23 protein-coding genes and 1 pseudogene are annotated in these 25,036 nt (G+C 62.3%); 5 read left to right on the forward strand and 19 right to left on the reverse strand.

From position 1 onward, the window contains the following. Window positions 1-21: 21 nt before the first annotated feature. On the forward strand, window positions 22-1,152 hold the full coding sequence (locus IB229_RS14120; RefSeq protein WP_192329989.1) for a DUF3182 family protein: 1,131 nt from the start codon (window positions 22-24) through the stop codon (window positions 1,150-1,152). Beyond that, window positions 1,136-1,906 (forward strand): alpha/beta hydrolase family protein, encoded by a 771-nt coding sequence (locus IB229_RS14125; protein WP_192329992.1) that lies wholly within the window; start codon window positions 1,136-1,138, stop codon window positions 1,904-1,906. The genes IB229_RS14120 and IB229_RS14125 overlap by 17 nt, the downstream gene beginning before the upstream one ends. Here the strand turns inward: IB229_RS14125 and IB229_RS14130 are convergent. From IB229_RS14130 to IB229_RS14140, 3 genes are all read right to left on the reverse strand, one after another. Then, on the reverse strand, window positions 1,854-3,254 hold the full coding sequence (locus tag IB229_RS14130) for a cation:proton antiporter (RefSeq protein WP_192329994.1): 1,401 nt from the start codon (window positions 3,252-3,254) through the stop codon (window positions 1,854-1,856). The genes IB229_RS14125 and IB229_RS14130 overlap by 53 nt on opposite strands. 142 nt (window positions 3,255-3,396) lie before the next feature. Continuing rightward, a complete protein-coding gene (locus tag IB229_RS14135) occupies window positions 3,397-4,065 on the reverse strand; it encodes a paraquat-inducible protein A (protein WP_192329996.1) in 669 nt (222 codons plus the stop codon). Further along, window positions 4,052-4,729 carry a paraquat-inducible protein A gene (locus tag IB229_RS14140; protein WP_192329998.1) on the reverse strand — a complete coding sequence of 226 codons (678 nt, stop codon included), beginning with the start codon at window positions 4,727-4,729 and terminating at the stop codon, window positions 4,052-4,054. Before IB229_RS14140 ends, IB229_RS14135 begins: the two co-directional genes overlap by 14 nt. 209 nt (window positions 4,730-4,938) lie before the next feature. Between IB229_RS14140 and IB229_RS14145 the strand changes: the two genes are divergently transcribed. Further along, window positions 4,939-5,409, forward strand: coding sequence for a copper chaperone PCu(A)C (locus tag IB229_RS14145; protein ID WP_192330000.1), 471 nt, complete (start codon window positions 4,939-4,941; stop codon window positions 5,407-5,409). Window positions 5,410-5,417: 8 nt separating this feature from the next. On the opposite strand, the gene IB229_RS14150 is transcribed toward IB229_RS14145, so the two are convergent. Beyond that, the gene (locus tag IB229_RS14150) at window positions 5,418-6,041 is read right to left on the reverse strand and encodes a trimeric intracellular cation channel family protein (protein ID WP_192330002.1); all 624 of its coding nucleotides are present in this window, start codon (window positions 6,039-6,041) and stop codon (window positions 5,418-5,420) included. A 7-nt stretch (window positions 6,042-6,048) separates the two neighbouring features. Continuing rightward, entirely contained in the window at window positions 6,049-7,404 is a 1,356-nt protein-coding gene (gene gorA / locus IB229_RS14155) for a glutathione-disulfide reductase (RefSeq protein WP_192330004.1), read from the reverse strand. Window positions 7,405-7,500: 96 nt separating this feature from the next. Between gorA and IB229_RS14160 the strand changes: the two genes are divergently transcribed. Then, window positions 7,501-7,923, forward strand: coding sequence for a VOC family protein (locus IB229_RS14160; RefSeq protein WP_192330006.1), 423 nt, complete (start codon window positions 7,501-7,503; stop codon window positions 7,921-7,923). A gap of 48 nt (window positions 7,924-7,971) precedes the next feature. Here the strand turns inward: IB229_RS14160 and galU are convergent, their stop codons facing one another. The 10 genes from galU to ppsA all read right to left on the reverse strand — a co-directional run bounded on the left by galU (window position 7,972) and on the right by ppsA (window position 18,653). Next, entirely contained in the window at window positions 7,972-8,811 is an 840-nt protein-coding gene (galU, locus tag IB229_RS14165; protein WP_192330008.1) for a UTP--glucose-1-phosphate uridylyltransferase GalU, read from the reverse strand. Window positions 8,812-8,855: 44 nt separating this feature from the next. After that, window positions 8,856-10,214, reverse strand: a complete 1,359-nt coding sequence (locus IB229_RS14170) for a UDP-glucose dehydrogenase family protein (RefSeq protein WP_192330010.1) — start codon at window positions 10,212-10,214, stop codon at window positions 8,856-8,858. Window positions 10,215-10,371: 157 nt separating this feature from the next. After that, window positions 10,372-11,409, reverse strand: a complete 1,038-nt coding sequence (locus tag IB229_RS14175) for an OmpA family protein (protein WP_192330012.1) — start codon at window positions 11,407-11,409, stop codon at window positions 10,372-10,374. Window positions 11,410-11,524: 115 nt separating this feature from the next. Next, window positions 11,525-12,115, reverse strand: coding sequence for an RNA polymerase sigma factor SigX (gene sigX / locus IB229_RS14180; protein WP_192330013.1), 591 nt, complete (start codon window positions 12,113-12,115; stop codon window positions 11,525-11,527). 89 nt (window positions 12,116-12,204) lie between these two features. Next, complete coding sequence (locus IB229_RS14185; protein ID WP_192330015.1) at window positions 12,205-13,029, reverse strand: mechanosensitive ion channel family protein; 825 nt, start codon at window positions 13,027-13,029, stop codon at window positions 12,205-12,207. 1 nt (window position 13,030) lies between these two features. Then, complete coding sequence (locus IB229_RS14190; RefSeq protein WP_192330017.1) at window positions 13,031-13,273, reverse strand: CrfX protein; 243 nt, start codon at window positions 13,271-13,273, stop codon at window positions 13,031-13,033. A gap of 55 nt (window positions 13,274-13,328) precedes the next feature. Continuing rightward, a complete protein-coding gene (locus IB229_RS14195; RefSeq protein ID WP_192330019.1) occupies window positions 13,329-14,324 on the reverse strand; it encodes a zinc transporter ZntB in 996 nt (331 codons plus the stop codon). A 51-nt stretch (window positions 14,325-14,375) separates the two neighbouring features. After that, window positions 14,376-14,864 carry a ribonuclease E activity regulator RraA gene (rraA, locus tag IB229_RS14200; RefSeq protein WP_192330021.1) on the reverse strand — a complete coding sequence of 163 codons (489 nt, stop codon included), beginning with the start codon at window positions 14,862-14,864 and terminating at the stop codon, window positions 14,376-14,378. Between the two features lie 381 nt (window positions 14,865-15,245). Next, window positions 15,246-16,214 carry an alpha/beta fold hydrolase gene (locus IB229_RS14205; protein ID WP_192330023.1) on the reverse strand — a complete coding sequence of 323 codons (969 nt, stop codon included), beginning with the start codon at window positions 16,212-16,214 and terminating at the stop codon, window positions 15,246-15,248. A gap of 63 nt (window positions 16,215-16,277) precedes the next feature. Further along, window positions 16,278-18,653, reverse strand: a complete 2,376-nt coding sequence (gene ppsA / locus IB229_RS14210; RefSeq protein WP_192330025.1) for a phosphoenolpyruvate synthase — start codon at window positions 18,651-18,653, stop codon at window positions 16,278-16,280. Window positions 18,654-18,810: 157 nt separating this feature from the next. Between ppsA and IB229_RS14215 the strand changes: the two genes are divergently transcribed. Further along, window positions 18,811-19,629: a pyruvate, water dikinase regulatory protein gene (locus IB229_RS14215; RefSeq protein ID WP_192330027.1), complete on the forward strand. Its 819-nt coding sequence runs from the start codon at window positions 18,811-18,813 to the stop codon at window positions 19,627-19,629. A gap of 69 nt (window positions 19,630-19,698) precedes the next feature. Here the strand turns inward: IB229_RS14215 and IB229_RS21930 are convergent. The 4 genes and pseudogenes from IB229_RS21930 to prpC form a co-directional block, all read right to left on the reverse strand. Next, window positions 19,699-19,833: pseudogene (locus IB229_RS21930) on the reverse strand (N-acetyltransferase family protein); the annotation flags it as partial. A gap of 78 nt (window positions 19,834-19,911) precedes the next feature. Beyond that, window positions 19,912-21,099, reverse strand: a complete 1,188-nt coding sequence (gene prpF, locus IB229_RS14220; RefSeq protein WP_192330029.1) for a 2-methylaconitate cis-trans isomerase PrpF — start codon at window positions 21,097-21,099, stop codon at window positions 19,912-19,914. Window positions 21,100-21,227: 128 nt separating this feature from the next. Next, on the reverse strand, window positions 21,228-23,840 hold the full coding sequence (gene acnD, locus IB229_RS14225; RefSeq protein ID WP_192331581.1) for a Fe/S-dependent 2-methylisocitrate dehydratase AcnD: 2,613 nt from the start codon (window positions 23,838-23,840) through the stop codon (window positions 21,228-21,230). Between the two features lie 29 nt (window positions 23,841-23,869). After that, a complete protein-coding gene (gene prpC / locus IB229_RS14230) occupies window positions 23,870-25,033 on the reverse strand; it encodes a 2-methylcitrate synthase (protein WP_192330031.1) in 1,164 nt (387 codons plus the stop codon). Between the last annotated feature and the right edge of the window lie 3 nt (window positions 25,034-25,036).

Below are 25,036 nucleotides of genomic sequence, written 5' to 3' on the forward strand. Positions count from 1 at the left end.
CCTGCTGGCTGGGCGCCGTCCATGAGTGTGGCTGACGTCTCGACCTGGCAGCGCGATGGCGTGGTGCTGCTGCCAGGGAGCGAGCCGACTTCGCTACATGAACGCAGCGTGCATGAGGCGCTTGGCGCGACCCTGGCGAGCATGCTCGGTTGCCGCTTTCTCGGCGACTACGCTCCCCAACGTCACGTCGGGGGCCGCTACTACTTCATCCCCGCGCACACGCTGCTCGGTCGGGCTCGCCACGAATCGCTGGGCATAGGCTGCACCGCGGATTTCTTCGGCGGGCGCGTGGAACAGCCATTCATGGCGACCAAGGCAATTACCCATGCCCTGCCCGGCTTCGCTCGCCACGTCCCGCGGGGATGGTGCCGCGAGTTTGCCCGGCGGGCTGCCGACGCCATTCTTGTTGGCTACACCGTATTCGATTTGGAAGAAGGTCGTCGCGCCGGCGAAGAGCTGCTTGAGCGTGGCCCGGTGAGGATCAAACCGGTGCTGGGCAAGGCCGGCCGCGGGCAACGGGTGGTGAGCGAAGCCACTGCACTTGCCGAGGCCATCGCCGCCCAGGACGCCGCGCAAGTCGCCACCTGGGGCCTGGTACTGGAGGAAGATCTGGTCGATGAGGTGGTCACCTACAGCGTCGGCCAGGTCCAGGTTGCCGGAATCACTGCCAGCTATTACGGCACCCAGGCACTCACGGAGGACAACAGCGGCGAGCGCGTGTACGGCGGCTCGGAATTGCTGGTGGTAAGGGGCGGCTACGCTGAACTGCTCGCTCTGCCGCTGGAAGCTGCTGCGCTTACGGCCATCAACCAGGCGCGCACCTATGAAGATGCCGCCATCGCCGGCTTCCCGGGCTTTCTCGCTTCACGCCGCAACTATGACGTGGCGCAGGGCCGCAATGCTCGCGGTGAAACCTGCTCGGGCGTGCTCGAACAATCCTGGCGTATTGGCGGTGCCAGTGCCGCTGAAGTGCATGCGCTGGCAGCGTTGGCCACTGACCCGTCACTGCGCTGCATCCGTGCTGCGACCATTGAACGCTATGGCGCGGCGAACCCACCGGCGGACGCCATCGTGCTGTTCCAGGGCGAGGACCCCGAGGTCGGCCGCATCAGCAAATCCGTAAGGTTGGAGCCCTATGAGTACCAGCAGTGAATCCATCGACATCCGTGTGGAAAACGACGACATCGCCGGCACCATTCTCGCCCCCGGCACCCAGGTTCCCGGCGTGCTCTTCGTGCACGGCTGGGGCGGTAGCCAGCAACGCGACCTGGCGCGCGCCAAGGGCATCGCTGGCCTGGGCTGCGTGTGCCTGACCTTCGATCTGCGCGGACATGAAAAGACCCTGGTGCAGAAGAAGACGGTCACCCGCGAACACAACCTGGCGGATATCGTCGCCGCCTATGACCGCCTGGCCAGCCACCCGAACATCGACCCTGCGGCCATCGCCGTGATTGGCAGCAGCTACGGCGGTTATCTGTCGACCATCCTCACCACGTTGCGCCCGGTACGCTGGCTGGCGCTGCGCGTACCGGCGCTGTACTGGGACGACGAATGGGCCACACCGAAGCAGGAACTGGACCGCGAGCGCCTGGCCCTCTATCGGCGCACGGTATGGGCGCCGAAGGACAACCGTGCGCTGGCTTCTTGCGCCTCGTTCAGTGGCGACGTGTTGCTGGTGGAGTCCGAACACGACGACTTCGTCCCGCACAGCACCCTGATGAGCTACCGCGCGGCCTTCGAGAAGGCCCATTCGCTGACCCACCGCATCGTCGACGACGCCGATCATGCGCTGTCCAGTGATGCAGCGCAGAAAGCCTACACCTCGCTGCTTACCGCCTGGATCAGCGAAATGGTCATCGGCGCTCGCCTGGCCGATTATCCCCATCACTCCGCAACGTACTCGTAGCCGCCAGGGCTTCCTGGCGGCGCGACACCGCGGCTTCGTACCATCCCAGCAAGGTCTGCGTACTGAGGCCGTGGCAGAGGATGCTCAGCGCCACCACCGTGAGGACGATGGACACTACCTCGTGCGCCGCGCCAGGGTCCAGCCCGCGGTTCACCGAGACGCTGAGGTAATACAGGCTACCGATGCCGCGGATACCGAACCAGCCAACCAGCGCTCGCTGCACCCGATGCTCGCGAAACGGCGGCAACAGCAGCGCGCAGCACAGGGGTCGGATCAGGAAGAACAGCGCCAGCGCGATCCACACCCCGCGCCAATCCCAATGCGTGTAGAGCAACGCGCCGAGAATCGTTACCAGCAGTACTTCCAATGAGCGCTCCAGCAGGTTGCCGAATGACAGGATGTCGACAATCAGCGTGCCTGCGGCGACCTTGGAGTGCTGACTGCGGTCCTGGCCGAACTCCACGCTCAGCGGCTGACCATCGTCAGAGAGCCCGGCAGTGAGCACCGTTTCCTCCTCGGCAGGCGTCGACGACTCGCCCGAGGTACGGATTTCCGCATGGCGCAGGCCCACCCCGGCGGCGAACGCAGCGAGAAAGCCCCAGCCGTGGATCAGCTCTGCGCCGACGTAAGACAGCGCCACCAGCGCCATGCCGAGAAACACGTTGGCCGACACCGCGGTATCGGCGTGCAATACGCGAATACGGATGGCCGCCATGCCAACCAGTTTGCCCATGAAGAAGCCCAGCAACAGCGCCGCCGGCACGGCCCAGACGATCGAACCGAGGAACCAGCTGCCGGCACTGCCCTCCTGCACCTCGAACAGGATCAGCGCGCCGGTGACGAACGCAAAGGCGATGCCGTCGTTCATCCCCGCCTCGCCGGACAGACCAAAGCGCACCTGGTCGGCATCGCGCGCATGGCTGACCTGAACCAGGCTGGCCAACACCGGATCGGTCGGCGAGAGAATGGCGCTGATCAGCAACGCAGTCGCCAGGCCCAGACCCAGCAACCCGCTGCAGAACAGCGTGGAGACACCAATGGTCAGGATCAGCACCGGACCGGCGAGCACGCAGGCGGTCTTCCAGGCCGGATGGCTGAACGGCAGACGCAGCTTGAGGCCACCGATGAACAGCGAGATCAGCACCGCTATTTCGGTGAGGTGTTCCAGCCAGGCGGTGATGTCGCTGAAACTCTGCTCCCACAGCCCCAGCCCCAGCGGGCCGATGCCGAGGCCGAAGCACAGGTAAACCAGCGATGTGGTCACCGGCAGCCAGCGCAGGTACGCGGAAGCCAGCGCCAGCAACAGTAGCAGGCAGCCCAAGACGGCCATCCAAAGCAGAAAGCTCATGCGTTCGTCCCGGTGGATGCGTCCGCAGGCGCAGGTAAAGAGGCCAGGCGACTGCCGCCTCTATAGCACTAGGCAACGCCGGGCTGGCGGTGGTTCAAGGATTTCTACGCGGCTACAGCCATCGGCTGCGGCGGGACGACCCTCAGGGCTGCTCGGAGCTCAGCGTGCGGGGCGGCAGCTCGGCCTCGCTGTCTTCGTCCGCGTCGGCATCGCTGAGGTTGTCCCAGATCAGGCGCGGATCGAAGGTCACGGCGGCGAGCATGGTCAGGATCACCACGCAGCAGAAGGCAGCCGCGCCAAGGTCGGCGGAAATGCTCGCAAGATTGCCGAAGTTGACCAGCGCCACGAGGATGGCGATGACGAAGATGTCGAGCATCGACCAGCGTCCGATCCACTCGATGAACCGGTACATGAGGATGCGCTGGCGCGCCGACATCGGCTGGTGACGCTGCACCGAGTACAACAGGGTGGCGATGCCGATCAACTTGAACGTCGGCACCAGGATGCTGGCGACGAACACCACCAGGGCGATGGGCAGCATGTCCGCCTGAATCAACTCGAGCACCCCGGCCATGATGGTCGACGGCTCACCGCTGCCAAGAAAATTGACCGTCATGATCGGCAGCACGTTGGCCGGGATGTAGAAAATCGCCGCGGTGATGAGCAGCGCCCAGGTGCGCACCACGCTGTCCGGGCGCCGCGCGTGCAGGCGCGAACCGCAGCGGCTGCAATGCTGCACCTGGCCTTCCTCGAGGTACTCGAGCTTGTGGCATTCGCCGCAGACCAGAATGCCGGCATCAAGTGCGCGCATGGCCATCCTCCTTCTCGCTCAAGGCGTCCCAGACCTGGTGCGGCGACATGGTCACCTCCAGCCAGACCTGCGTCAGCATCAGCCCCACGAAACAGACGATGCCGAAGCCCAGGTGCACTTCAGCCATGTCCATCAGCTTGACCATCGACACCAGGATGCCGAACAGATACACCTCGAGCATGCCCCACTCGCGCAGGTGGTGGTACGCGCGGTAGATCTGGATGCCCAGCGGGCGCAGCGTCTGCACCGGCAGGCTGAGCAGCACGAGGAACTGGCAGAGGAGCTTGAGCAGCGGCACCAGCATGCTGCAGAAGAACACCACCAGTGCTACGCCCTCCATGCCTGAGTGATAGAGCCCGACCACTCCGCTCCACACCGTGTCGACGGAACTCTGACCGAGCAGGTTGAGGCTCATGATCGGCATGAAGTTGGCCGGCACGAACAGCATCAATGCGGTAAGCACCAGGGCCATCGAACGGCGGCGCATGTGCGAGCGATGCACAAGCATCTCGTAGCCGCAGCGCGGGCAACAGGCCTTCTGCTCGTCGCCCACATGCGGATGGCGCATCAGCAGGTCGCACTCGTGGCAGGCGATCAGGTCATACAGGGGCGGCAGGTCCCGCCGCGCATCCACCGGCTGGCCGGTGCGGTCTTGCGTATCCATTTCAAGCGTTCCCCAGGTGATGCTTGCCAGCACGATGGCTGGCTGCGGCCACGGAGTTGCCGCGGTCGCACTCGGCTGTGGGTAGATAGTAATCGGCTGCCGGCGCGGCGTCCCGCATCTTCCGTCGTTGCGTGCGGCAGCGCTGCATCGGCACGTTCGCGGGTGCGTGCTATGGTGCGTTCCTTGCCCCCGCGTGGAGACACCGACCTATGCTGCCCCGCCTGTTTGCCAGCGCCTTGCTGTCCCTGCTGTGCGTTACCGCCAGCGCTCACGAGTACACGCTCGCCGACCTGCATATCGACCACCCCTGGTCGCGTGCGTTACCACCCAACGTGCCGAACGGCGTTGCCTATTTCATCGTGCACAACAACGGCAAGGACGGCGACCGCCTGCTCGCGGTCAGCACCCCGCTGGCGGAGAAGGCCGAGCTGCACGCCCATGTGCACATCGGCGAGGTGATGCGCATGCAGCAGATCAACTCCGTGGGCATTCCCGCCGGTGGCGAGGCGCGCTTCGAGCCGAACGGCAATCACGTCATGCTGTTCGGCCTGAAGAAGCCACTGGTAGCGGGCGAGCGTTTCCCGCTGACCCTGCAATTCGAAAAGGCCGGCAAGGTCGAGGTGGACGTCGCCGTTCAGGCCGATGCCCCTGTCGCCGGCAGCGAACCACAGCACCACTGAGGGCTGGGCTAGTCGCGATCCAGCAGGTGAAACTGCGGTAATCCCAGGTGCCAGCGGATCGCGGCCAGGCGAATCAGCAATACCGCCAGCATGGCTACGCCGGTATCCAGCCAGTGCGGCGTACCCAGCTCACGCATGCCGATGAAGATCAGCGACCCGCAGATGCAGGCGGTGGCGTAGATTTCCTTCTGGAAGATCATCGGGATCTCGTTGCAGATCACGTCGCGCATCACCCCGCCGGCTACGCCCGTCATCACGCCCATGATCACCGCCGTGCTGTACGGCACGTTGTGCTGCAACGCCACTTCGGTACCGATCACGGTGAACACCGCGAGGCCGAAGGCGTCGGCGATCAGCAGGCCGCGCTCGTGGATCGGCTGCGTCATGCGCACCCAGAGCACGGTGCCGACCGCCGCCAGCGAGGCGACGAGGATGTAGGTGTCGTTGCGAATCCAGCTCACCGGATGGTTGTCGAGGATCACGTCACGCAGGGTGCCGCCGCCGAGTGCGGTGATGATCGCGATCACCAGCACGCCGAACAGGTCCATGGACTTGCGCCCGGCCATCAGCGCGCCGGTGATGGCGAATACCGCGACACCAAACAGGTCGGCGAGATAGAACAGCTGGGCCATGTGCTCCTCAGGCCGTGACGGGAGTGCGCATGGTGACGAACTCCTCGGCAGCCGTCGGGTGGATGCCCAGGGTGTCGTCGAACACGCGCTTGGTGGCACCGGCCTTGAGCGCCACCGCCAGGCCCTGGATGATTTCGCCCGCCTCCGGCCCGACCATGTGGCAGCCCAGAACGCGGTCGGTCTTGGCATCCACCACCAGCTTCATCAGCGTCCGCTCCTGGCTGTCGGTCAGGGTCAGCTTCATCGCCCGGAAGCGGCTCTCGAAGACCTGCACCGCGTAGCCCTGGCTACGCGCGTCCTCCTCGGTCAGTCCGACGGTGCCGATGTTCGGCAGGCTGAACACGGCAGTGGGAATCGTCGCGTAATCCACCGGCCGATATTCCTCAGGTTTGAACAGGCGCCGCGCCACGGCCATGCCTTCGGACAGTGCTACCGGGGTCAGCTGCACGCGGCCGATCACATCGCCGATCGCCAGGATCGACGGCTCACTGGTCTGGTAGTTGTCGTCGACCTTGATGAAGCCTTTGTCGGTGAGTTCGACCCCGGTGTTCTCCAGGCCGAGATTCTCCAGCATCGGCTGGCGCCCGGTGGCGTAGAACACGCAATCAGCCTGCAACTGGCGTCCATCCTTGAGCGTGGCCAGTAGACCGTCTTCATGGCGGTCGATGCGCGCGATGTCGCTGTTGAATTGCAGATCGAGGCCCTTCTTCTCCAGCTCGGCCTTCAGGTGCTGGCGCACCGCGCCATCGAAGCCGCGCATGAACAGTTCGCCGCGATAGAGCAGCGACGTCTGTGTACCCAGGCCATGGAAGATCGAGGCGAACTCGACGGCGATGTAACCGCCGCCCACCACCAGCACGCGCTTGGGCAACTCCTTGAGGAAGAACGCTTCATTGGAGCTGATCGCCAGGTCCTTGCCGGGAATATCCGGGATCTGCGGCCAGCCGCCGGTGGCGACGAGAATAGTCGCGGCGCTGAAGCGCTGGCCGTCGACCTCGACGGTGTGTGCGTCGACGATACGCGCATGGCTTTCCAGCAGGGTCACGCCGCTGTTCACCAGCAGATTGCGGTAGATGCCGTTGAGGCGCAGGATCTCACGGTTCTTGTTGGCGATCAGTGTTGCCCAGTCGAATGTCGCCTCGCCCAGTGACCAACCGAAGCCTTCAGCCTGCTCGAAGTCATCGGCGAAATGCGCGCCGTACACCAGCAGCTTCTTCGGCACGCAGCCGACATTTACGCAGGTGCCGCCCAGGTAGCGGCTTTCCGCCACCGCCACGCGTGCGCCATAGCCCGCGGCAAAGCGTGCCGCGCGGACGCCGCCGGAACCGGCGCCAATCACAAACAGGTCGAAATCGTAGGGCATGAACAGTCTCCCGAATCAGGCCTTCAGCATACCCGAAGAACCGCCGCCAGCCAGCCGCGGTCTACTCTGCAGACGCTGCCGCAGGAGGATTCGCGCATGACCCCGACCTTGACGCACCTGGCCCTGCACGTGCCGGACCTGGATGCCTGCGTACGGTTCTACGAGACCTTTTGCGGCATGCGCGTGATTCACCAGCGTGAAGGCAAGGGCTCGCGCATCGTCTGGATGGCCGAGCCCGGCAAGGAACACCGCTTCATCTTCGTGATCATGCCCGGCGGTACGGATCGCCAGCTGGCAGAAAACGACTACAGTCACTTCGGCTTCGCCCTGCAGAGCCGCGAGCAGGTGGATGCCATCGCCGAGACCGCACGCGCCGCCGGCTGCCTGGTCTGGGCACCGCGCGACGAGCCCTACCCGGTCGGGTACTACTGCGGCCTGCGCGATCCTGCCGGCAACTACGTCGAATTCAGCTACGGCCAGCCACTGGGGCCTGGCGCGGAGCACATGCCGATCCCCTGAAAACACAAAAGCCACCCGCAGGTGGCTTTTGCTCACAGCGCCCGCGAATCAGTATGCGCGGCCGGTCTTGTACAGGTTCTCGAAGCAGAAGTTGGTCGCCTCGATGTAACCCTCGGCACCACCGCAGTCGAAGCGCTTGCCCTTGAACTTGTAGGCAATCACGCAGCCATCCTGGGCCTGCTTCATCAGCGCGTCGGTGATCTGGATTTCACCGCCCTTGCCCGGCTCGGTATTGGCGATCAGATCGAAGATGTCCGGCGTCAGGATGTAACGGCCGATGATCGCCAGGTTCGACGGTGCGTCTTCCGGCTGCGGCTTCTCGACCATGGTGTTCACCCGGTAGATGTCGTCGCGAATCATCTCGCCGGCAATCACGCCGTACTTGGAGGTCTCCTCCGGCGGCACTTCCTGAATGGCGACGATGGAGCAGCGGAACTGGTTGTACAGCTTGACCATTTGCTGCAGCACGCCGTCACCTTCGAGGTTCAGGCAGAGGTCGTCCGCCAGCACCACCGCGAACGGCTCGTCGCCGATCAGGGGACGGCCGCTGAGGATGGCGTGGCCCAGGCCCTTCATTTCGACCTGGCGGGTGTAGGAGAAGCTGCACTCGTCAATCAGGCGACGGATACCGACCAGGTACTTCTCCTTGTCGGTGCCCTTGATCTGGTGCTCCAGCTCGTAGCTGATGTCGAAATGGTCTTCCAGCGCGCGCTTGCCACGGCCGGTAACGATGGAAATTTCGCTCAGACCGGCCTCGAGGGCCTCTTCGACGCCGTACTGGATCAGTGGTTTGTTGACCACTGGCAGCATTTCCTTGGGCATGGCTTTGGTGGCCGGCAGAAAGCGAGTGCCATAACCGGCGGCCGGAAACAGACATTTCTTGATCATGGGGGTCCTTGGGCGCTGCTGCAGTAAATTGTCGCGCAGTCTAATCAGGCGGCATGGGCCTTACAATGCCCCATCGCTGGCCTGCCGACTCCACGATAGATATAGCCCATGGCTGCAAGTTCAACCGAGTTGTAGATATTCCGCCCATCGAATACCACCGGCATGCGCATACTACTGCGGATGCGCAGCCAATCGGGCTGGCGAAACTGTTTCCACTCGGTGACCAGGACCAGCGCGTCAGCACCTTCAACCGCTCCATAAGGTGACTCGCCCAACTGCAGCTGCCCATTCTGCAACGCCTGTTCGTAGCGGCTGGCTACAGCGTTGCAGGCAACCGGATCGCACGCTTTGACCTGAACACCAGCGGCCAGCAGCGCATCCAGCAGCACCAGGCTCGGCGCTTCGCGCAGGTCGTCTGTCCCCGGTTTGAACGCCAGCCCCCAGATGGCCACCACGCGCCCCTGCAGATGACCGGCGAAATGCTCGCGCACGGCCTGGAACAGCAACGTCTTCTGCAAGGCATTGCGCGCCTCGACGGCACGCAGGATGCTCGGCTCGACACCTTCCTGCTCCGCCGTGCGAATCAGCGCGCGCACATCCTTGGGGAAGCACGAGCCCCCGTAACCACAGCCGGCATAGATGAAGTGCGTACCGATACGTCGATCACTGCCAATACCGCGACGGACCTCCTCGACATCCACACCAAGGCGCGCACAGAGCCCGGCCATTTCATTCATGAATGAGATTTTGGTCGCCAGAAAGGCGTTGGCCGCGTACTTGGTGAACTCGGCAGCACGAATGCCCATGCTCAATACGCGCTCGTGATTACGCAGGAACGGCGCGTAAAGACGGCGCAGCAATTCATCGGTCGCCGGCTCATCGCAACCCAGCACGACGCGATCCGGTCGCATGAAATCCTCGACCGCAGAACCTTCCTTGAGGAATTCGGGGTTGCTCGCCACTCGCACGGTGAGGCTCACGCCACGCGCAGCAAGCCCTTGAGCGATATGCTGCCTGACCCGCTCACCGGTGCCCACCGGGACCGTCGACTTGTTCACAACCACGGCCGAATGCCGGAGCACACGCCCCAGCTCATCGGCAACCGCGAGCACATGGCTGAGATCGGCCGAACCGTCCTCGCCGGAGGGCGTACCGACGGCGATGAAGATGATTCCCGCATCGAGCCCATCGGCGAGCTGTGCACTGAAGCTCAGTTGGCCGCTGGCCAGATGGGCCTTGAGCATGGCTTCGAGACCGGGCTCGTAGATCGGCACCGTGCCTGCCAGCAGCAAATCGAGACGCTTCGGATCGCGCTCGATACAGATGACCTGGTTGCCCATCTCGGCAAAGCAGCATGCCGTCACCAGCCCCACGTAGCCCGCACCGATCACACATAGCCGCATCGTTCAGCCCTCGCCTGCTTTTGCTGCGATTTGAGCCGATGGCAGTGGCAGACCGATGACGAACCCGCGTCGATTTGATTACAGCACCAGTGCCTGCGGATTATTGCGGGCATAAAAAAGCCCGGCCTAAGCCGGGCTTTTCTAAAGCTTCGACCAATTACTTGGCTTGAGCTTCCACTTCAGCTTCTACGCGACGGTTAACAGCGCGACCGGCGTCGGTTGCGTTGTCAGCTACCGGGCGGGATTCGCCGTAGCCTACCGAGTTGACGCGCTCGCCGCCTACACCGTACTGGTTGACCAGAACGTCACGAACAGCGTTGGCACGACGCTCGGACAGCTTCTGGTTGTAAGCGTCAGTACCGACGGAGTCAGTGTGACCTTCAACAGTAGTAGCGGTTTGCGGGTACTGGTTCATGAAGTCGGCCAGGTTTTTGATGTCTCCGTAGCTTTCTTCTTTGACCTTGGACTTGTCGAAGTCGAATTTCACGTCCAGTTCAACGCGGACGACTTCGGCAACAGCCGGGCAACCGTCAGCATCGACAGTGGTGTTGGCCGGGGTGTCCGGGCACTTGTCGACGTTGTCGCAAACGCCATCGTTGTCGCTGTCGGCGCAGACTTCTGCAACCGGCTCAGCAGCAGGCTCAGCAGCAGGCTTGGAGCCGCCACCGAAGTTCAGACCGATACCGATGCTCGGCGCCCACTCGGTGTCGCCTTGGTCGATGTTGTACTGAGCTTCAACGCCGGCACGGGCGTAGAAGTTCTCGGTGAAGTACAGTTTTGCACCGCCGCCCAGGTTAGCGAAGGTGGAACCGTTACGACCGCTGCGGCCGTTCTGACCGATGCTCTGGTCGGAGAAGCCAGCCGACACGTACGGACGCAGGGTGTCGCCCGGAGCGTTGAAGTGGTACAGGGCGTCCAGTGCAGTGTTGGAGCCTTTGATGTTACGACCGTCGTCGCTACGTGCGTTGTGCACTTCGTCGTAGCCCAGGCGCAGCTCTACGTCGTCGGTCAGGAAGTAACCGATGGAGCCACCGAACAGGTTCCCGTCGTTCTTGAAGTCACGAGCGCTATCGAACTGCTGTTTCTTGGCGAAGCCTTCCAGCTCGACTGCACCTTGGCCTTGGGCCAGTGCGTTCAGCGAAGACGCAGCAATCAGAGAACCGATTACAACGCCCAAGGTGTTTTTCAATTTCATCCGTAAATCCCCATCGTGTTATGACTGTGAGTTGCCCTACGGTCATGTGGAACAACTTGGCGGCAATTCTACCAGAAGTTCGTACCGTCCAGGCCTTCAGATAGTGCTAACCAGATTAAGTTTCACCAATTTTGACGAAATTTTCACGCAGCTTGTCCAAGGCACGCTTGTACCTCATTTTGGTAGCGCTGAGGCCCATGTGCATGATGTCGGCGATCTCCTGAAACTCCAGTTCGGCCACGAATCTCAGCACCAGAATTTCCCTGTCGATCGGATTCACATGAATCAGCCAACGATCCAGACCGCCCTTCTCTTCAGGCTTCGGCGCTTTTTCTTCGGACGCCTCTTCAAGAGGATCGAGGCTCAGGGCGTCGAGCAGACGGCGCTTCCGCCGTTCTTTGCGATATTGGGTAATACACTCGTTATACGTAATGCTATATAGCCAGGTCTTGAACTTGGACTTGCCTTCGAAGTTCTTCAGGCCGTAAAGCACTTTGAGCATGACTTCCTGACAAACATCGTCGGCGTCACGGTCATTACCGAGATAGCGGGCGCAGACGTTGAACAATGTGCGCTGATAGCGGCGCATGAGCTCTTCGTAGGCACGCGTGATATGAAAGAGTTCGACATGCGCACGCTGAACCAGCTCTTCATCCGAGAGCTCGCGCGGGTCGTAACGCGTAGAAAGCGATTGGCCTTTGTTCAAAACAGGACGTGCCGACAGTCAGGACAGGTGGCAGCCACTGCCCGAAAAACAGGGCTCAGCGTGGCTGCATACAATAGCAGGATCGTGGATCAGCGGCTGCGAACTCGCTGTTCCAGCAGCGCACGGTTGGCCACGGAGACCAGCTCGCCATCCTCGGTCAGGAGGATGGTCTTGACCGTACCGATCTCTTCGATCACCCCTACGACCTCGTCGATCGTCACTTGTTGCCCGACCTCATACAACTCGCGGACATAGATGCCAGCGAGAATCTGCCCGGCGATGTCGCGACTGCCCAGCCCCAACGCCAGCGCAACAGCAAGGCCGACCGAGATCAGCACGATGGCGATGACGTTGTTGAGCAGATCGGTCTTCACTTCCAGCTGGCCTATAGCCACCGAGATGCTGATGATGATGACCAGTCCCTGGGCGATGCGCCCCAGGCCATTGGCGTAATCGAGACCGACGCCCTCGGCTGCGCCGCGCACCAGCCCGCTGACCAGTTGCGCCAGCAGCACACCGGCGAGCAGCACCAGCGCAGCACCAAAGACCTTCGGCAGGTACAGGGCCAGCACGTCCAGGGTCGCGGAAACCCGCTCCAGCCCCAGAGACTCGGCTGCAGAAACCAGGAAGATGAGCAATACGAACCAGTAGACGATTTTGCCGATCAGCGTCGATACCGAAACCTGGATACCCGCACGAGCCAGTATCTTGGTCAGGCCGGTTCCAGCCATCAGTCGATCCAGACCTACCTTGGCGAGCAGCTTGGACAGCAGGGTGTCCAGCAGTTTGGCGACCACGAAGCCTAGCAGCACCAGGATCAGTGCCACGAACAGGTTCGGGATGAAGCTGGCTACCTTGGTCCACAACGCTGTCATCGCGGTGACCAGGCTATGAGTCCAGGGGTCGAGTTCCATATCAGTCAGCCTTCTGTTCAGTACGTGCGGAAACGGAGCGCGAAACCGGCGTCACATGGTGCGAGCCGTTGTTGAGCGCGATCATCATGGCCTCGAAGCAATGCCCGATCAGGCTGAACAGATCGCCAACACCGACCTGCCGATTGGCCGTCTTGAGGACGCGACCAAGGGTAGCGTCATCGTCGTGCGGGGTTGCGTGCGAGCGCAAAAGATCTCGCAGGGATTCTTCGAATGGATCGTGCATACGCGCCTCGCGTGAGTATGTTGCCTAGACGTGCCCGCCATTGGCAGCGTCACATCTACAGCCAGCGCAATCGCCGGAACAGCCACCACTGGAACGTGGCTACGCCGCCGATCAGCGCGCAGGCAATCATGAAACCGTGGTCGCTGGACACACCCGGCAGGCCACCAACGTTTACGCCGAGAAGCCCGGTAATGAAGCTCATCGGCAGAAAAAAGCCGGTGATGATACTCAAGCGGTACATCGTCCGGTTCATCTTCTCGCTCAGCCGCCGGTGTTCGGACTCCAGCACCAGCCCTACCCGCTCGCGAATCAGCTCCAGCTCTTCCAGATACCGCGTCAGGCTGTTGTTGAGCTCGTTCCAGTAGTTGGTGTCGCTCTCGACGAACCAGCTGAAGCCGTTGCGCGCCAGCTGCGCATAGATGTCCCGCTGTGGTGCGAGGAATCTTCGCAGCCCTGCGGCACGTCGGCGGACCTGCAGCATTAGCCCGTGCTCCGGCATGTAGCGCTCGTCCGCGTCGAGGTGTTCTTCCTGGCCGTCAACCTGTTCGGAAAGACTGCTTACCAGCGCATCCACGCGATCGGTCAGGTAGTGCGCCAGATACAGGATCAGCTCTGCGGACGTCTTCGGCCCGCTGCCTTTTTCCAATTGGGCGATCAGCTCTTCGGTCGCCCACAAAGGCCGCAGACGCAGAGAAATAGTGCGCTTCGCGTCGGCGAAGATACGCACGGAGACCATGTCTTCCGGTTGCGCATCGGGATTCAGATTGACCCCGCGCAGAAACAGCAGCAACTCGTTACCCGGCAACGCCAGCAAGCGTGGCCGGGTATTTTCCTCCAGCAGCAGGTCACAGCTGAAACGACTGAGGCCACTCTGCTCGCGCAACCAGGTCTGCGCCAACGGGTGGCCGCGGTCCCAATGCAGCCAGATACTTTCTTCATCGCCGAGCTGCAGGTCCTCCAACTCGGCACGGGTAACGGCCCGGGCACCACCGCGTCCATCAAGGACATAGGCGTGCACCAGCCCCCACTGAAGATTGTCTTGCTCCTGCATCGGCTACCGCTACCTCTCTGCTAAGCCCCGTCTCTCAACGGGAGCGGCGGATCATTCCGGCATTTTCAGGGCTTGGGGGGAAACGACGATGCCGTTGTTGTCGGCATAGACGAACTCACCCGGGCGGAAGGTGACGCCGCCAAAGGTGACCACGACATTGAGGTCGCCGATGTTGCGCTTGTCGGTCTTCAGCGGGTTGCTGGCCAGCGCCTGCACGCCCAGGTCGGTCTGCGCCAGGACGTCGACGTCACGCACGCAGCCATAGATGACCATTCCTTCCCAGCCGTTCTTCGCCGCCTTCTCGGCGATCATGTCGCCCAGCAGCGCGCGACGCAGCGAGCCGCCGCCATCGACCACCAGCACCTTGCCCTTGCCAGACTCATCGGCCTGGGACTTCACCAGCGAATTGTCCTCATGACATTTGACGGTGACGATCTCGCCGCCGAAGGAATCGCGCCCACCGAAGTTGGCGAACATGGGCTCGACCACCTGCACCAGTTCCGGGTAGGCGTCACACAGGTCGGGAGTGATGTATTGCATGGGAAAGCTCCTTCTTAGGAAATGATCAGAGATCGACACCAACACGCTCGCCATCGTAGGCGAGAGTGAAGCGCTTGAGGCTGCTGCACGAGGCATTCAGCCCCGGCCCGATCAACAGGCTGAATGCCAGGTTGTGCCGCGAACAGCACAGGACCGCGCCAGTCAGAATCGCGTCGAGCCCTGGTGCGGGGAGCGGTTCTCGACAACACGCGCTGGCTCTTTACCACGGTCAGCAGCAAGCGGCCCCACCCCATTGAACTTGCTGGCGATAACCCTCATTGAGGTTGATCACGCGTTCAAGTGCGATGAACATGCCGGCATCCTCAAGCAGCCAGGCTGCAATGCGGCATATCTTAGCCGCATGCCAGAGCCCTTGTAACCTCAGTCCTGTGCGATCTCGCTCGGCAAACGCCCCACGCTCAGCCAATGCGCCACCAGCGGCCAGACTTCCTGCTGCGCCTCTTTGCTGATGAGCATTTCGACGTGACCGTAGTCACTGGCAAACCCTTGCTCCTTCGCCAGGCACAGATAGCGGCTCGGTACTGCCTTGAACTGCTCGGCGAGCTTGCGACAGGCCCAGGCCGGATCCTGCTGATCGCCAGCCGCGGTGACGGCCAACACAGGCACCTGTACCTCACTCAAACCTGCCCACCAGTCGCGCTCGGCATCACCGAAACGGCCAAACAGGCGATGCCAGCGCAGGCTTTCCAGCACCAGCCCCATCGGCTCGTCCTCGGGGCCGCGCTTGAAGCGAGAACCGGACACATGATCGAAGCCCTTGAGCAGCAATCGGCTCCCCCACTCCAGCGGTGGTAGCTTGAGTGGCCAGTACACGCGACTGACCTGGCTCCCAAACAGCGCCACCGATGCAGCCGACTGTTCGTTCAGATAATGCCCACCCAGGGCCGCGGCCAGCGTGATGCCGCCGAGCGAATGCCCCACCCAGTGCGGCATCTGCCCAGACTGCTCGCGGACGAAGGCTGCAATGGCCGGAAGGTCATAGCGGGCGTAGTCCGCCACGGTATTGCCCGAATAGGACTGGTTGCGCGGCGACAGGCCGTGCCCGCGCATTTCCGCGATCCACACATCGAAACCGGCACGCGCCAGGTGCGGCCCCAGGCCGATGCCTTTCGGCGAATACCAGAAGCGACGATTGGAAAAACTGCCGTGCAGCAGGATGACCGGCACGCCGCGCTGTTCCTGATTGGCCACGCCGAGGCGGGTCAGGGCCAGCTCCACGGAATAGTCGGGGCTATTGCCTGGTTTGAGGCGATAGACGTCCTCGCTCAGGTCGCCGCGAAATTCGGCACTGAGCAAGGCGACGGGGAACAACTCACTACTGCTTTGCATACTGTTTCTTGCACAAAAAAGGGCGGGTAACACCCGCCCTTCGTTGATGGATGGCGACCGGAATCAGGCCTGTTGCTGGCCTTCGGCGAGGAAGAACCAGGTGTCCAGAACCGAGTCAGGGTTCAGCGAAACGCTTTCGATGCCCTGCTCCATCAGCCATTTGGCCAGGTCCGGATGGTCAGACGGACCCTGGCCGCAGATGCCGATGTACTTGCCAGCCTTGTTACAGGCCTGGATGGCATTGGACAGCAGCTTCTTCACCGCCGGATTACGTTCATCGAACAGGTGCGCAATGATGCCCGAGTCGCGGTCCAGGCCCAGGGTTAGCTGGGTTAGGTCGTTGGAGCCAATGGAGAAACCGTCGAAGAACTCAAGGAACTCATCGGCCAGCAGCGCGTTGGACGGCAGCTCGCACATCATGATGACCTTGAGGCCGTTCTCGCCGCGCTTCAGGCCATTGCTGGCCAGCAGATCGACCACCTGGCTGGCTTCGCCGAGGGTACGCACGAACGGCACCATGATCTCGACGTTGGTCAGGCCCATCTCGTTGCGCACTTTCTTCAGCGCACGGCATTCCAGCTCGAAGCAGTCGCGGAACGACTCGCTGATGTAGCGCGACGCGCCACGGAAGCCCAGCATCGGGTTCTCTTCTTCCGGCTCGTACAGCTTGCCGCCGATCAGGTTGGCGTATTCGTTGGACTTGAAGTCCGACAGACGCACGATGACCTTCTTCGGCCAGAACGCCGCGGCCAGGGTGCTGATGCCTTCCACCAGCTTGTCGACATAGAAGCCAACCGGCTCGCCGTAACCGGCGATGCGCTTGTCGACGCTGTCCTTGATTTCGGCAGGCAGGCCCGCGTAGTTCAGCAGCGCCTTGGGGTGCACGCCGATCATGCGGTTGATGATGAATTCCAGACGCGCCAGGCCTACGCCTTCGTTCGGCAGCTGGGCGAAGTCGAAGGCGCGATCCGGGTTGCCGACGTTCATCATGATCTTGAACGGGATATCCGGCATGGCATCGACGGAGTTCTTGCGCACATCGAAGCCCAGCTGGCCTTCAAAGATGAAGCCGGTGTCGCCCTCGGCGCAGGACACGGTTACGCCCTGGCCATCGGTCAGCACCTGGGTGGCGTTGCCGCAGCCGACGACAGCCGGGATGCCCAGCTCACGGGCGATGATTGCCGCGTGGCAGGTACGCCCGCCACGGTTGGTGACGATGGCGCTGGCGCGCTTCATCACCGGCTCCCAGTCCGGGTCGGTCATGTCGGAAACCAGCACGTCGCCCGGCTGGACCTTGTCCATTTCGGACACGTCGTTGATCACCCGGACCTGGCCGGCGCCGATGCGTTGGCCAATCGCACGGCCTTCGACCAGTACGGTGCCCTTTTCTTTGAGCAGGTAGCGCTCCATGACGTTGGCCGTGGTGCGGCTCTTCACGGTTTCCGGACGGGCCTGGACGATGTACAGCTTGCCGTCATCACCGTCTTTGGCCCACTCGATGTCCATCGGACGCTCGTAGTGCTTCTCGATGATCAGCGCCTGCTTGGCCAGTTCGGTGACTTCGGCATCGCTGAGGCAGAAACGCGCACGGTCGGCACGGTCGACATCGACGGTCTTGACCGACTTGCCGGCCTTGGCTTCTTCGCCGTAGATCATCTTGATCGCCTTGCTGCCCAGATTACGGCGCAGGATGGCGGGACGACCGGCCTCGAGGGTCGGCTTGTGCACGTAGAACTCGTCCGGGTTCACGGCGCCCTGAACCACGGTTTCACCCAGGCCGTAAGCACCGGTGATGAACACCACATCGCGGAAACCGGATTCGGTATCCAGGGTGAACATCACGCCGGCAGTACCGGTTTCCGAGCGCACCATGCGCTGTACGCCGGCCGACAGGGCGACCAGCTTGTGATCAAAGCCCTGGTGTACGCGGTACGAAATAGCGCGGTCGTTGAACAGCGAGGCGAACACTTCCTTGGCCGCGCGGATCACGTTTTCCACACCGCGAATGTTCAGGAAGGTTTCCTGCTGGCCGGCGAAGGAGGCGTCCGGCAGGTCTTCGGCGGTAGCCGAGGAACGCACGGCGACAGCCATGTTGTCGTTGCCGGCGGACATCACGGCAAATGCTTCGCGGATTTCGGTGTTCAGGCGTTCGGGGAACTCGGCATCCATGATCCACTGACGGATCTGCGTGCCAGTCTTGGCCAGTGCGTTGACGTCATCCACGTCCAGCGCGTCGAGGGCGGCGTGGATACGGTCGTTCAGGCCGCTGAGTTCGAGGAAGTCACGGTAAGCCTGTGCAGTCGTAGCAAAGCCGCCAGGAACGGACACGCCAGCACCAGCCAGGTTGCTGATCATTTCGCCCAGGGATGCGTTTTTGCCCCCTACATGCTCCACATCGTGGACGCCGAGCTTATCGAGGGAAACTACGTACTCAACCAAGGTGAACTCTCCACTATGCTTGGCCCAGCCACGGCAGCGGTGCTGCATTCTGTGGCTTTGCCTCAAGGAAATAAGTCACAATGCCGGCCAGTACGGGCCCAGCAGAGCGGGCCTATGATAGCCAAGAATCGTTCCTGACTTAAGGCCTTTGGCGCAAATGAAACGAACAGCCTTCTTCATCTCCGATGGCACCGGCATTACCGCCCAAACCCTGGGGCAGAGCCTGCTGGCCCAATTCGAAACCATCAGCTTCACCAAGCTCACACGCCCCTATATAGACAGCGTGGACAAGGCGCGGGCCATGGTACAGCAAATCAATACGGCGGCAGAACGCGACGGCACTCGTCCGATCATCTTCGACACCGTGGTCAACCAGGATATCCGCGACATCATCGGTCAGTCGCAGGGTTTCATGATCGACATTTTCTCTACATTCTTGGCCCCGCTCGAACAGGAGTTGAGTTCGCACTCCTCCTATTCGGTCGGCAAGTCGCACTCCATCGCCCACAGTTCCAACTACATGGAGCGCATCGAGGCGGTGAACTTCGCCTTGGACAACGACGATGGCGCACGGACTCACTATTACGACAAGGCCGATCTGATTCTGGTCGGTGTTTCCCGCTGTGGTAAGACGCCCACCTGCCTGTACATGGCCATGCAGTTCGGTATCCGTGCGGCCAACTATCCGTTGACCGAGGAAGATATGGAGCACCTGCAGCTACCTGCGGCTCTGCGCACCTACAAACATAAGCTGTTCGGCCTGACGATCGACCCCGACCGACTGGCCGCAATCCGCAACGAACGCAAGCCCAACAGCCGCTACGCCAGCTTCGCCCAGTGCGAGTTCGAGGTGCGCGAAGTGGAAAACCTGTTCCGCCGCGAGAACATCGCCTTCATCAACTCCACGCATTTCTCGGTGGAAGAGATCTCGGCAAAGATCTTGGTGGAAAAAGGTGTAGAGCGTCGTTTGAAGTAACGCGTGACACCGATGAAGAGCCCGTCCTGTACGGGCTTTTTTATTGGCGCCAGCGATGGGAACTGCCCTTCAGGGCTCCGTGCGACTACCTTCGTCCAGCTCACGCTGCATCAGCACGGTATCGAGCCAGCGGCCGTGCTTTTGGCCAACTGCCTGGAACACCCCGACGCGGCGAAACCCCAGGCTCTCGAGCAGTGCAATCGCGCAGGATGATCGGATTCACGGCAGTTCTCGGCAAACGAACCGCCGGCGACCCTTGTACCGGTCAGCACAGGAGCGGCATCAGAACGCGTCGCCCGGCACCCGCACCCAGCCTTCCATCAAGATGCGCGCACTGCGGCTCATGATGGCTTTCTTGACCACCCATTCACCGTTTTCCTGGCTCGCCTCGGCGCCCACTCGCAGGGTCCCGGACGGATGGCCAAAGCGCACGGCTTCACGCTCACCGCCACCGGCTGCCAGGTTCACCAACGTACCGGGAATCGCCGCCGCCGTGCCAATAGCCACCGCCGCAGTGCCCATCATGGCGTGGTGCAGCTTGCCCATCGACAGCGCGCGCACCAGCAAATCCACCTCGCCGGCCTGCACGACTTTGCCGCTGGAGGCTTTGTAATCCCTGGCCTTGGCGACAAAGGCGACCTTCGGCGTGTGCTGGCGGGTCAGCGCCTCTTCGGCGTTTTTGATCAGGCCCATACCCAGCGCACCCGCCACCCGAATCGCCTCAAACCGCGCCAAGGCCTTGGCATCGCTATTGATGTCTTCACGCAGCTCGGTGCCTTGGTAGCCGATGTCTTCGGCATTGACGAATACCGTGGGAATCCCGGCAGTAATCAGCGTCGCCTTGAAGGTGCCAACACCCGGCACGTCCAGGTCATCGACCAGATTGCCGGTGGGGAACATTGAACCGCCCTCCTCGCCGTCATCCGACGGGTCGAGGAATTCCAGCACGATCTCCGCCGCCGGGAAGGTCACCCCATCCAGCTCGAAGTCACCGGTTTCCTGCACCTGGCCGTTGCTGACCGGCACATGGGCAATGATGGTTTTCTGGATATTGGCCTGCCAGATGCGCACCACGCACACGCCGTTCTCAGGAATGCGCGAGGGGTCGACCAGCCCGGCATGCAAGGCAAACGCCCCGGCGCCGGTGGACAGGTTGCCGCAGTTGCCGCTCCAGTCGACAAACGCCTTGTCGATCGACACCTGGCCGTAGAGGTAATCCACGTCGTGGTCCGACTGGCTGCTTTTGGACAAGATCACGCACTTGCTGGTACTGGACGTGGCGCCGCCCATGCCGTCGATCTGTGCCGAGTACGGGTCGGGGCTGCCGATCACTCGCATAAACAGGCGATCACGGGCCTCGCCCGGCACCTGGGCGCTGGCCGGCAGGTCCTGCAGGCGGAAGAACACGCCTTTACTGGTGCCGCCACGCAGATAAGTGGCGGGAATCTTGATTTGCGCTGCGTGAGACATGGCCAGTTTTCCTGAATTCGTCGAGTCCCTTCTCCCTCTGGGAGAAGGTGCCGAAGGGTGGATGAGGGTTGCCGTAGCGACGCCCCTCACCCCAGCCCTCTCCCAGAGGGAGAGGGCGTTATCGAGGGTTAAGCAGTTACCGTCGCTTCCAGGAAATCCTGGGCGAAGCGTTGCAGCACGCCACCGGCTTCGTACACCGACACTTCTTCGGCGGTATCCAGACGGCAGGTCACCGGCACTTCCAGGCGCTCGCCATTGCGGCGGGTAATCACCAGGGTCAGCGTGGCGCGTGGGGTGCGGGCACCTTCCACGTCGTACAGCTCGGTACCGTCCAGGCCCAGGGTCAGGCGGTTGGTGCCGGGTTTGAACTCCAGCGGCAACACGCCCATGCCCACCAGGTTGGTGCGGTGGATACGCTCGAAACCTTCGGCGGCAATCGCCTCCACGCCGGCCAGACGCACGCCCTTGGCCGCCCAGTCACGCGACGAACCCTGGCCGTAGTCGGCGCCGGCGACGATGATCAGCGGCTGCTTGCGTTCCATATAGGTTTCGATGGCTTCCCACATGCGGGTGACCTGGCCTTCCGGCTCGATCCGCGCCAGCGAACCCTTTTTCACCTGGCCATCGACCACAGCCATTTCATTCACCAACTGTGGGTTGGCAAAGGTGGCGCGCTGCGCGGTCAGGTGGTCGCCGCGGTGGGTGGCGTAGGAGTTGAAGTCCTCTTCCGGCAGGCCCATTTTCGCCAGGTATTCGCCGGCGGCGCTGTCCAGCAGGATGGCGTTGGACGGCGACAGGTGATCGGTGGTGATGTTGTCCGGCAGCAGCGCCAGGGGGCGCATGCCCTTGAGCGTGCGCTCACCGGCCAGCGCACCTTCCCAGTACGGCGGACGGCGAATATAGGTGGACTGCGGACGCCAGTCGTACAGCGGACTTTCCGCTTCTTCGAAGCTGCCCAGATCGAACATCGGGATGTAGATCTGCTTGAACTGCTCCGGCTTCACCGACGCGGCAACGATGGCGTCGATTTCTTCATCGCTGGGCCACAGGTCCTTGAGGGTGATCGGGTTGCCGGCCGGGTCGTGACCGAGCACGTCCTGCTCGATATCGAAGCGCACGGTGCCGGCAATCGCGTAGGCCACTACCAGCGGCGGCGAGGCCAGGAAGGCTTGCTTGGCGTAAGGGTGGATACGGCCGTCAAAGTTGCGGTTACCCGACAGCACCGCGGTGGCGTACAGGTCGCGGTCGATGATTTCCTGCTGGATCACCGGGTCCAGCGCGCCGGACATACCGTTGCAGGTGGTGCAGGCATAGGCCACGATGCCGAAACCCAGCTGCTCCAGCTCGCTCAGCAAGCCGGCCTCTTCCAGGTACAGCTTGGCCACCTTGGAGCCCGGCGCGAACGAGGTTTTCACCCAGGGTTTGCGCAGCAGCCCCAAGGCGTTGGCCTTCTTCGCCAGCAAACCGGCCGCCACTACGTTGCGTGGATTGGAGGTGTTGGTGCAGCTGGTGATCGCGGCGATGATCACCGCGCCATCGGGCAGCAGGCCATCCGCCTCTTCCACTTTCGACGCCGCCAGCATCGCCTCACCGGCAATGCCACGTTCCTGCAAGGCGGAAGTCGGCAGGCGTTTATGCGGGTTGCTCGGCCCAGCCATGTTGCGCACCACGGTGGACAGGTCGAAGCTCAGCACCCGCTCATACTCCGCGGTCACCAAAGCATCGGCCCACAACCCGGTGAGCTTGGCGTACTGCTCCACCAGCGCCACTTGCTCAGGCTCGCGGCCGGTGAGCTTGAGGTACTCGATGGTTTGCTGGTCGATGTAGAACATCGAGGCGGTGGCGCCGTATTCCGGGCACATATTGGAGATGGTCGCGCGGTCGCCGATGGACAGGCTGTCCGCCCCTTCGCCGAAGAACTCGACATAGGCACCGACCACCCGCTCCTTGCGCAGGAATTCGGTAATCGCCAGGACGATATCGGTGGCGGTAATGCCGGGCTGACGCTTGCCAGTCAGCTGCACGCCGACGATATCCGGCAGGCGCATCATCGAGGCGCGGCCGAGCATCACGGTTTCCGCTTCCAGGCCGCCCACACCAATGGCGATCACGCCCAGCGCATCGACGTGCGGGGTGTGGCTATCGGTACCGACGCAGGTATCCGGGTAGGCCACGCCGTCGCGCGCCTGGATCACCGGGCTCATTTTCTCCAGGTTGATCTGGTGCATGATGCCGTTGCCGGCCGGGATCACATCGACGTTCTTGAACGCAGTCTTCGTCCACTCGATAAAGTGGAAGCGGTCTTCGTTGCGACGCTCTTCCACGACACGGTTCTTCTCGAACGCATCCGGGTCAAAGCCAGCGAATTCCACGGCCAACGAGTGGTCGACGATCAGTTGCGTCGGCACCACCGGGTTGACCTTGGCCGGGTCGCCGCCCTTGTCGGCAATCGCGTCACGCAAACCGGCCAGATCCACCAGCGCGGTCTGGCCGAGAATGTCGTGGCACACCACACGGGCCGGATACCAGGGGAAATCCAGGTCGCGCTTGCGTTCGATCAGTTGCTTGAGCGAATCGGTAAGCATGGCCGGGTCGCATCTGCGAACAAGCTGCTCGGCCAGGACACGGGAGGTGTACGGCAGCTTGGCGTAGGCGCCCGGCTCGATGGCATCGACCGCCTCGCGGGTGTCGTAGTAGTCCAGCGCGCTGCCGGGCAGGTTCTTGCGGTAGAGGGTGTTCATCAGGATGCTCATTTGGCTGTCCATAACAATCAGGCACGGTCCTTGAGCGGCACGAACTTCAGGTCTTCAGGGCCTGTGTAGTTGGCGCTCGGACGGATGATCTTGCCGTCGATACGTTGTTCGATCACATGGGACGACCAGCCCGAGGTACGGGCGATGACGAACAGCGGGGTGAACATGGCGGTGGGCACGCCCATCATGTGGTAGCTGACGGCACTGAACCAATCGAGGTTGGGGAACATTTTCTTGATGTCCCACATGATGGTTTCCAGGCGCTCGGCGATATCGAACATCTTGCTGTTGTTCTGCTCGGCCGACAGCTCGCGGGCCACTTCCTTGATCACTTTGTTGCGCGGGTCAGCCACGGTGTACACCGGGTGGCCGAAGCCGATCACCACTTCTTTCTTCTCCACGCGCGCACGGATATCGGCTTCGGCTTCGTCCGGGTTGTCGTAGCGTTTCTGGATTTCGAAGGCCACCTCGTTGGCACCGCCGTGTTTCGGGCCGCGCAGTGCGCCGATGGCGCCGGCGATGCAGGAATACATGTCCGAGCCGGTGCCAGCGATCACCCGCGAGGTGAAGGTGGAGGCGTTGAATTCGTGTTCGGCGTACAGGTTCAGCGACGTGTGCATGGCGCGCACCCAGCTGTCGCGCGGTTTTTCGCCGTGCAGCAGATGGAGGAAATGGCCGCCGATGGAGTCATCGTCGGTTTCCACGTCGATGCGTTTGCCGTTATGGCTGAAGTGATACCAATACAGCAGCGCCGAACCCAAGGAGGCCATCAGCTTGTCGGCGATATCACGGGCGCCGGGGTGGTTGTGGTCGTCTTTCTCAGGCGACACGCAGCCCAGCACCGACACGGCGGTGCGCATCACATCCATCGGATGGGCCGACGGCGGCAGTTGCTCCAGTGAGGTTTTCAAAGCGGCGGGCAGACCACGCAGGGCCTTGAGTTTGGCCTTGTAGCCAGCCAGCTCGGAGACATTCGGCAGCTTGCCATGTACCAGCAGGTGGGCGATTTCTTCGAATTCGCAGCGGTTGGCGAAGTCGAGCACGTCATAGCCGCGGTAGTGCAGGTCATTGCCGGTACGGCCGACGGTGCACAGCGCGGTATTGCCAGCAGCGGTGCCGCTCAGGGCTACCGATTTCTTGGGTTTGAAACCCGGCGTGGTCGTCTCTGGGGTTGCGCTCATCGC

The sequence above is a fragment of the Pseudomonas sp. PDM14 genome, assembly GCF_014851905.1.
Lineage (GTDB): Bacteria > Pseudomonadota > Gammaproteobacteria > Pseudomonadales > Pseudomonadaceae > Aquipseudomonas.

Bases quoted from the DNA above. Each gene is read 5' to 3' on its own strand.
- IB229_RS14120 (WP_192329989.1), top strand. From the start codon at position 22: ATGAGTGTGGCTGACGTCTCGACCTGGCAGCGCGATGGCGTGGTGCTG.
- IB229_RS14125 (WP_192329992.1), top strand. From the start codon at position 1,136: ATGAGTACCAGCAGTGAATCCATCGACATCCGTGTGGAAAACGACGAC.
- IB229_RS14130 (WP_192329994.1), bottom strand. From the start codon at position 3,254: ATGAGCTTTCTGCTTTGGATGGCCGTCTTGGGCTGCCTGCTACTGTTG.
- IB229_RS14135 (WP_192329996.1), bottom strand. From the start codon at position 4,065: ATGCGCGCACTTGATGCCGGCATTCTGGTCTGCGGCGAATGCCACAAG.
- IB229_RS14140 (WP_192329998.1), bottom strand. From the start codon at position 4,729: ATGGATACGCAAGACCGCACCGGCCAGCCGGTGGATGCGCGGCGGGAC.
- IB229_RS14145 (WP_192330000.1), top strand. From the start codon at position 4,939: ATGCTGCCCCGCCTGTTTGCCAGCGCCTTGCTGTCCCTGCTGTGCGTT.
- IB229_RS14150 (WP_192330002.1), bottom strand. From the start codon at position 6,041: ATGGCCCAGCTGTTCTATCTCGCCGACCTGTTTGGTGTCGCGGTATTC.
- gorA (WP_192330004.1), bottom strand. From the start codon at position 7,404: ATGCCCTACGATTTCGACCTGTTTGTGATTGGCGCCGGTTCCGGCGGC.
- IB229_RS14160 (WP_192330006.1), top strand. From the start codon at position 7,501: ATGACCCCGACCTTGACGCACCTGGCCCTGCACGTGCCGGACCTGGAT.
- galU (WP_192330008.1), bottom strand. From the start codon at position 8,811: ATGATCAAGAAATGTCTGTTTCCGGCCGCCGGTTATGGCACTCGCTTT.
- IB229_RS14170 (WP_192330010.1), bottom strand. From the start codon at position 10,214: ATGCGGCTATGTGTGATCGGTGCGGGCTACGTGGGGCTGGTGACGGCA.
- IB229_RS14175 (WP_192330012.1), bottom strand. From the start codon at position 11,409: ATGAAATTGAAAAACACCTTGGGCGTTGTAATCGGTTCTCTGATTGCT.
- IB229_RS14185 (WP_192330015.1), bottom strand. From the start codon at position 13,029: ATGGAACTCGACCCCTGGACTCATAGCCTGGTCACCGCGATGACAGCG.
- IB229_RS14190 (WP_192330017.1), bottom strand. From the start codon at position 13,273: ATGCACGATCCATTCGAAGAATCCCTGCGAGATCTTTTGCGCTCGCAC.
- IB229_RS14195 (WP_192330019.1), bottom strand. From the start codon at position 14,324: ATGCAGGAGCAAGACAATCTTCAGTGGGGGCTGGTGCACGCCTATGTC.
- rraA (WP_192330021.1), bottom strand. From the start codon at position 14,864: ATGCAATACATCACTCCCGACCTGTGTGACGCCTACCCGGAACTGGTG.
- IB229_RS14205 (WP_192330023.1), bottom strand. From the start codon at position 16,214: ATGCAAAGCAGTAGTGAGTTGTTCCCCGTCGCCTTGCTCAGTGCCGAA.
- IB229_RS14215 (WP_192330027.1), top strand. From the start codon at position 18,811: ATGAAACGAACAGCCTTCTTCATCTCCGATGGCACCGGCATTACCGCC.
- prpF (WP_192330029.1), bottom strand. From the start codon at position 21,099: ATGTCTCACGCAGCGCAAATCAAGATTCCCGCCACTTATCTGCGTGGC.
- acnD (WP_192331581.1), bottom strand. From the start codon at position 23,840: ATGAACACCCTCTACCGCAAGAACCTGCCCGGCAGCGCGCTGGACTAC.
- prpC (WP_192330031.1), bottom strand. From the start codon at position 25,033: ATGAGCGCAACCCCAGAGACGACCACGCCGGGTTTCAAACCCAAGAAA.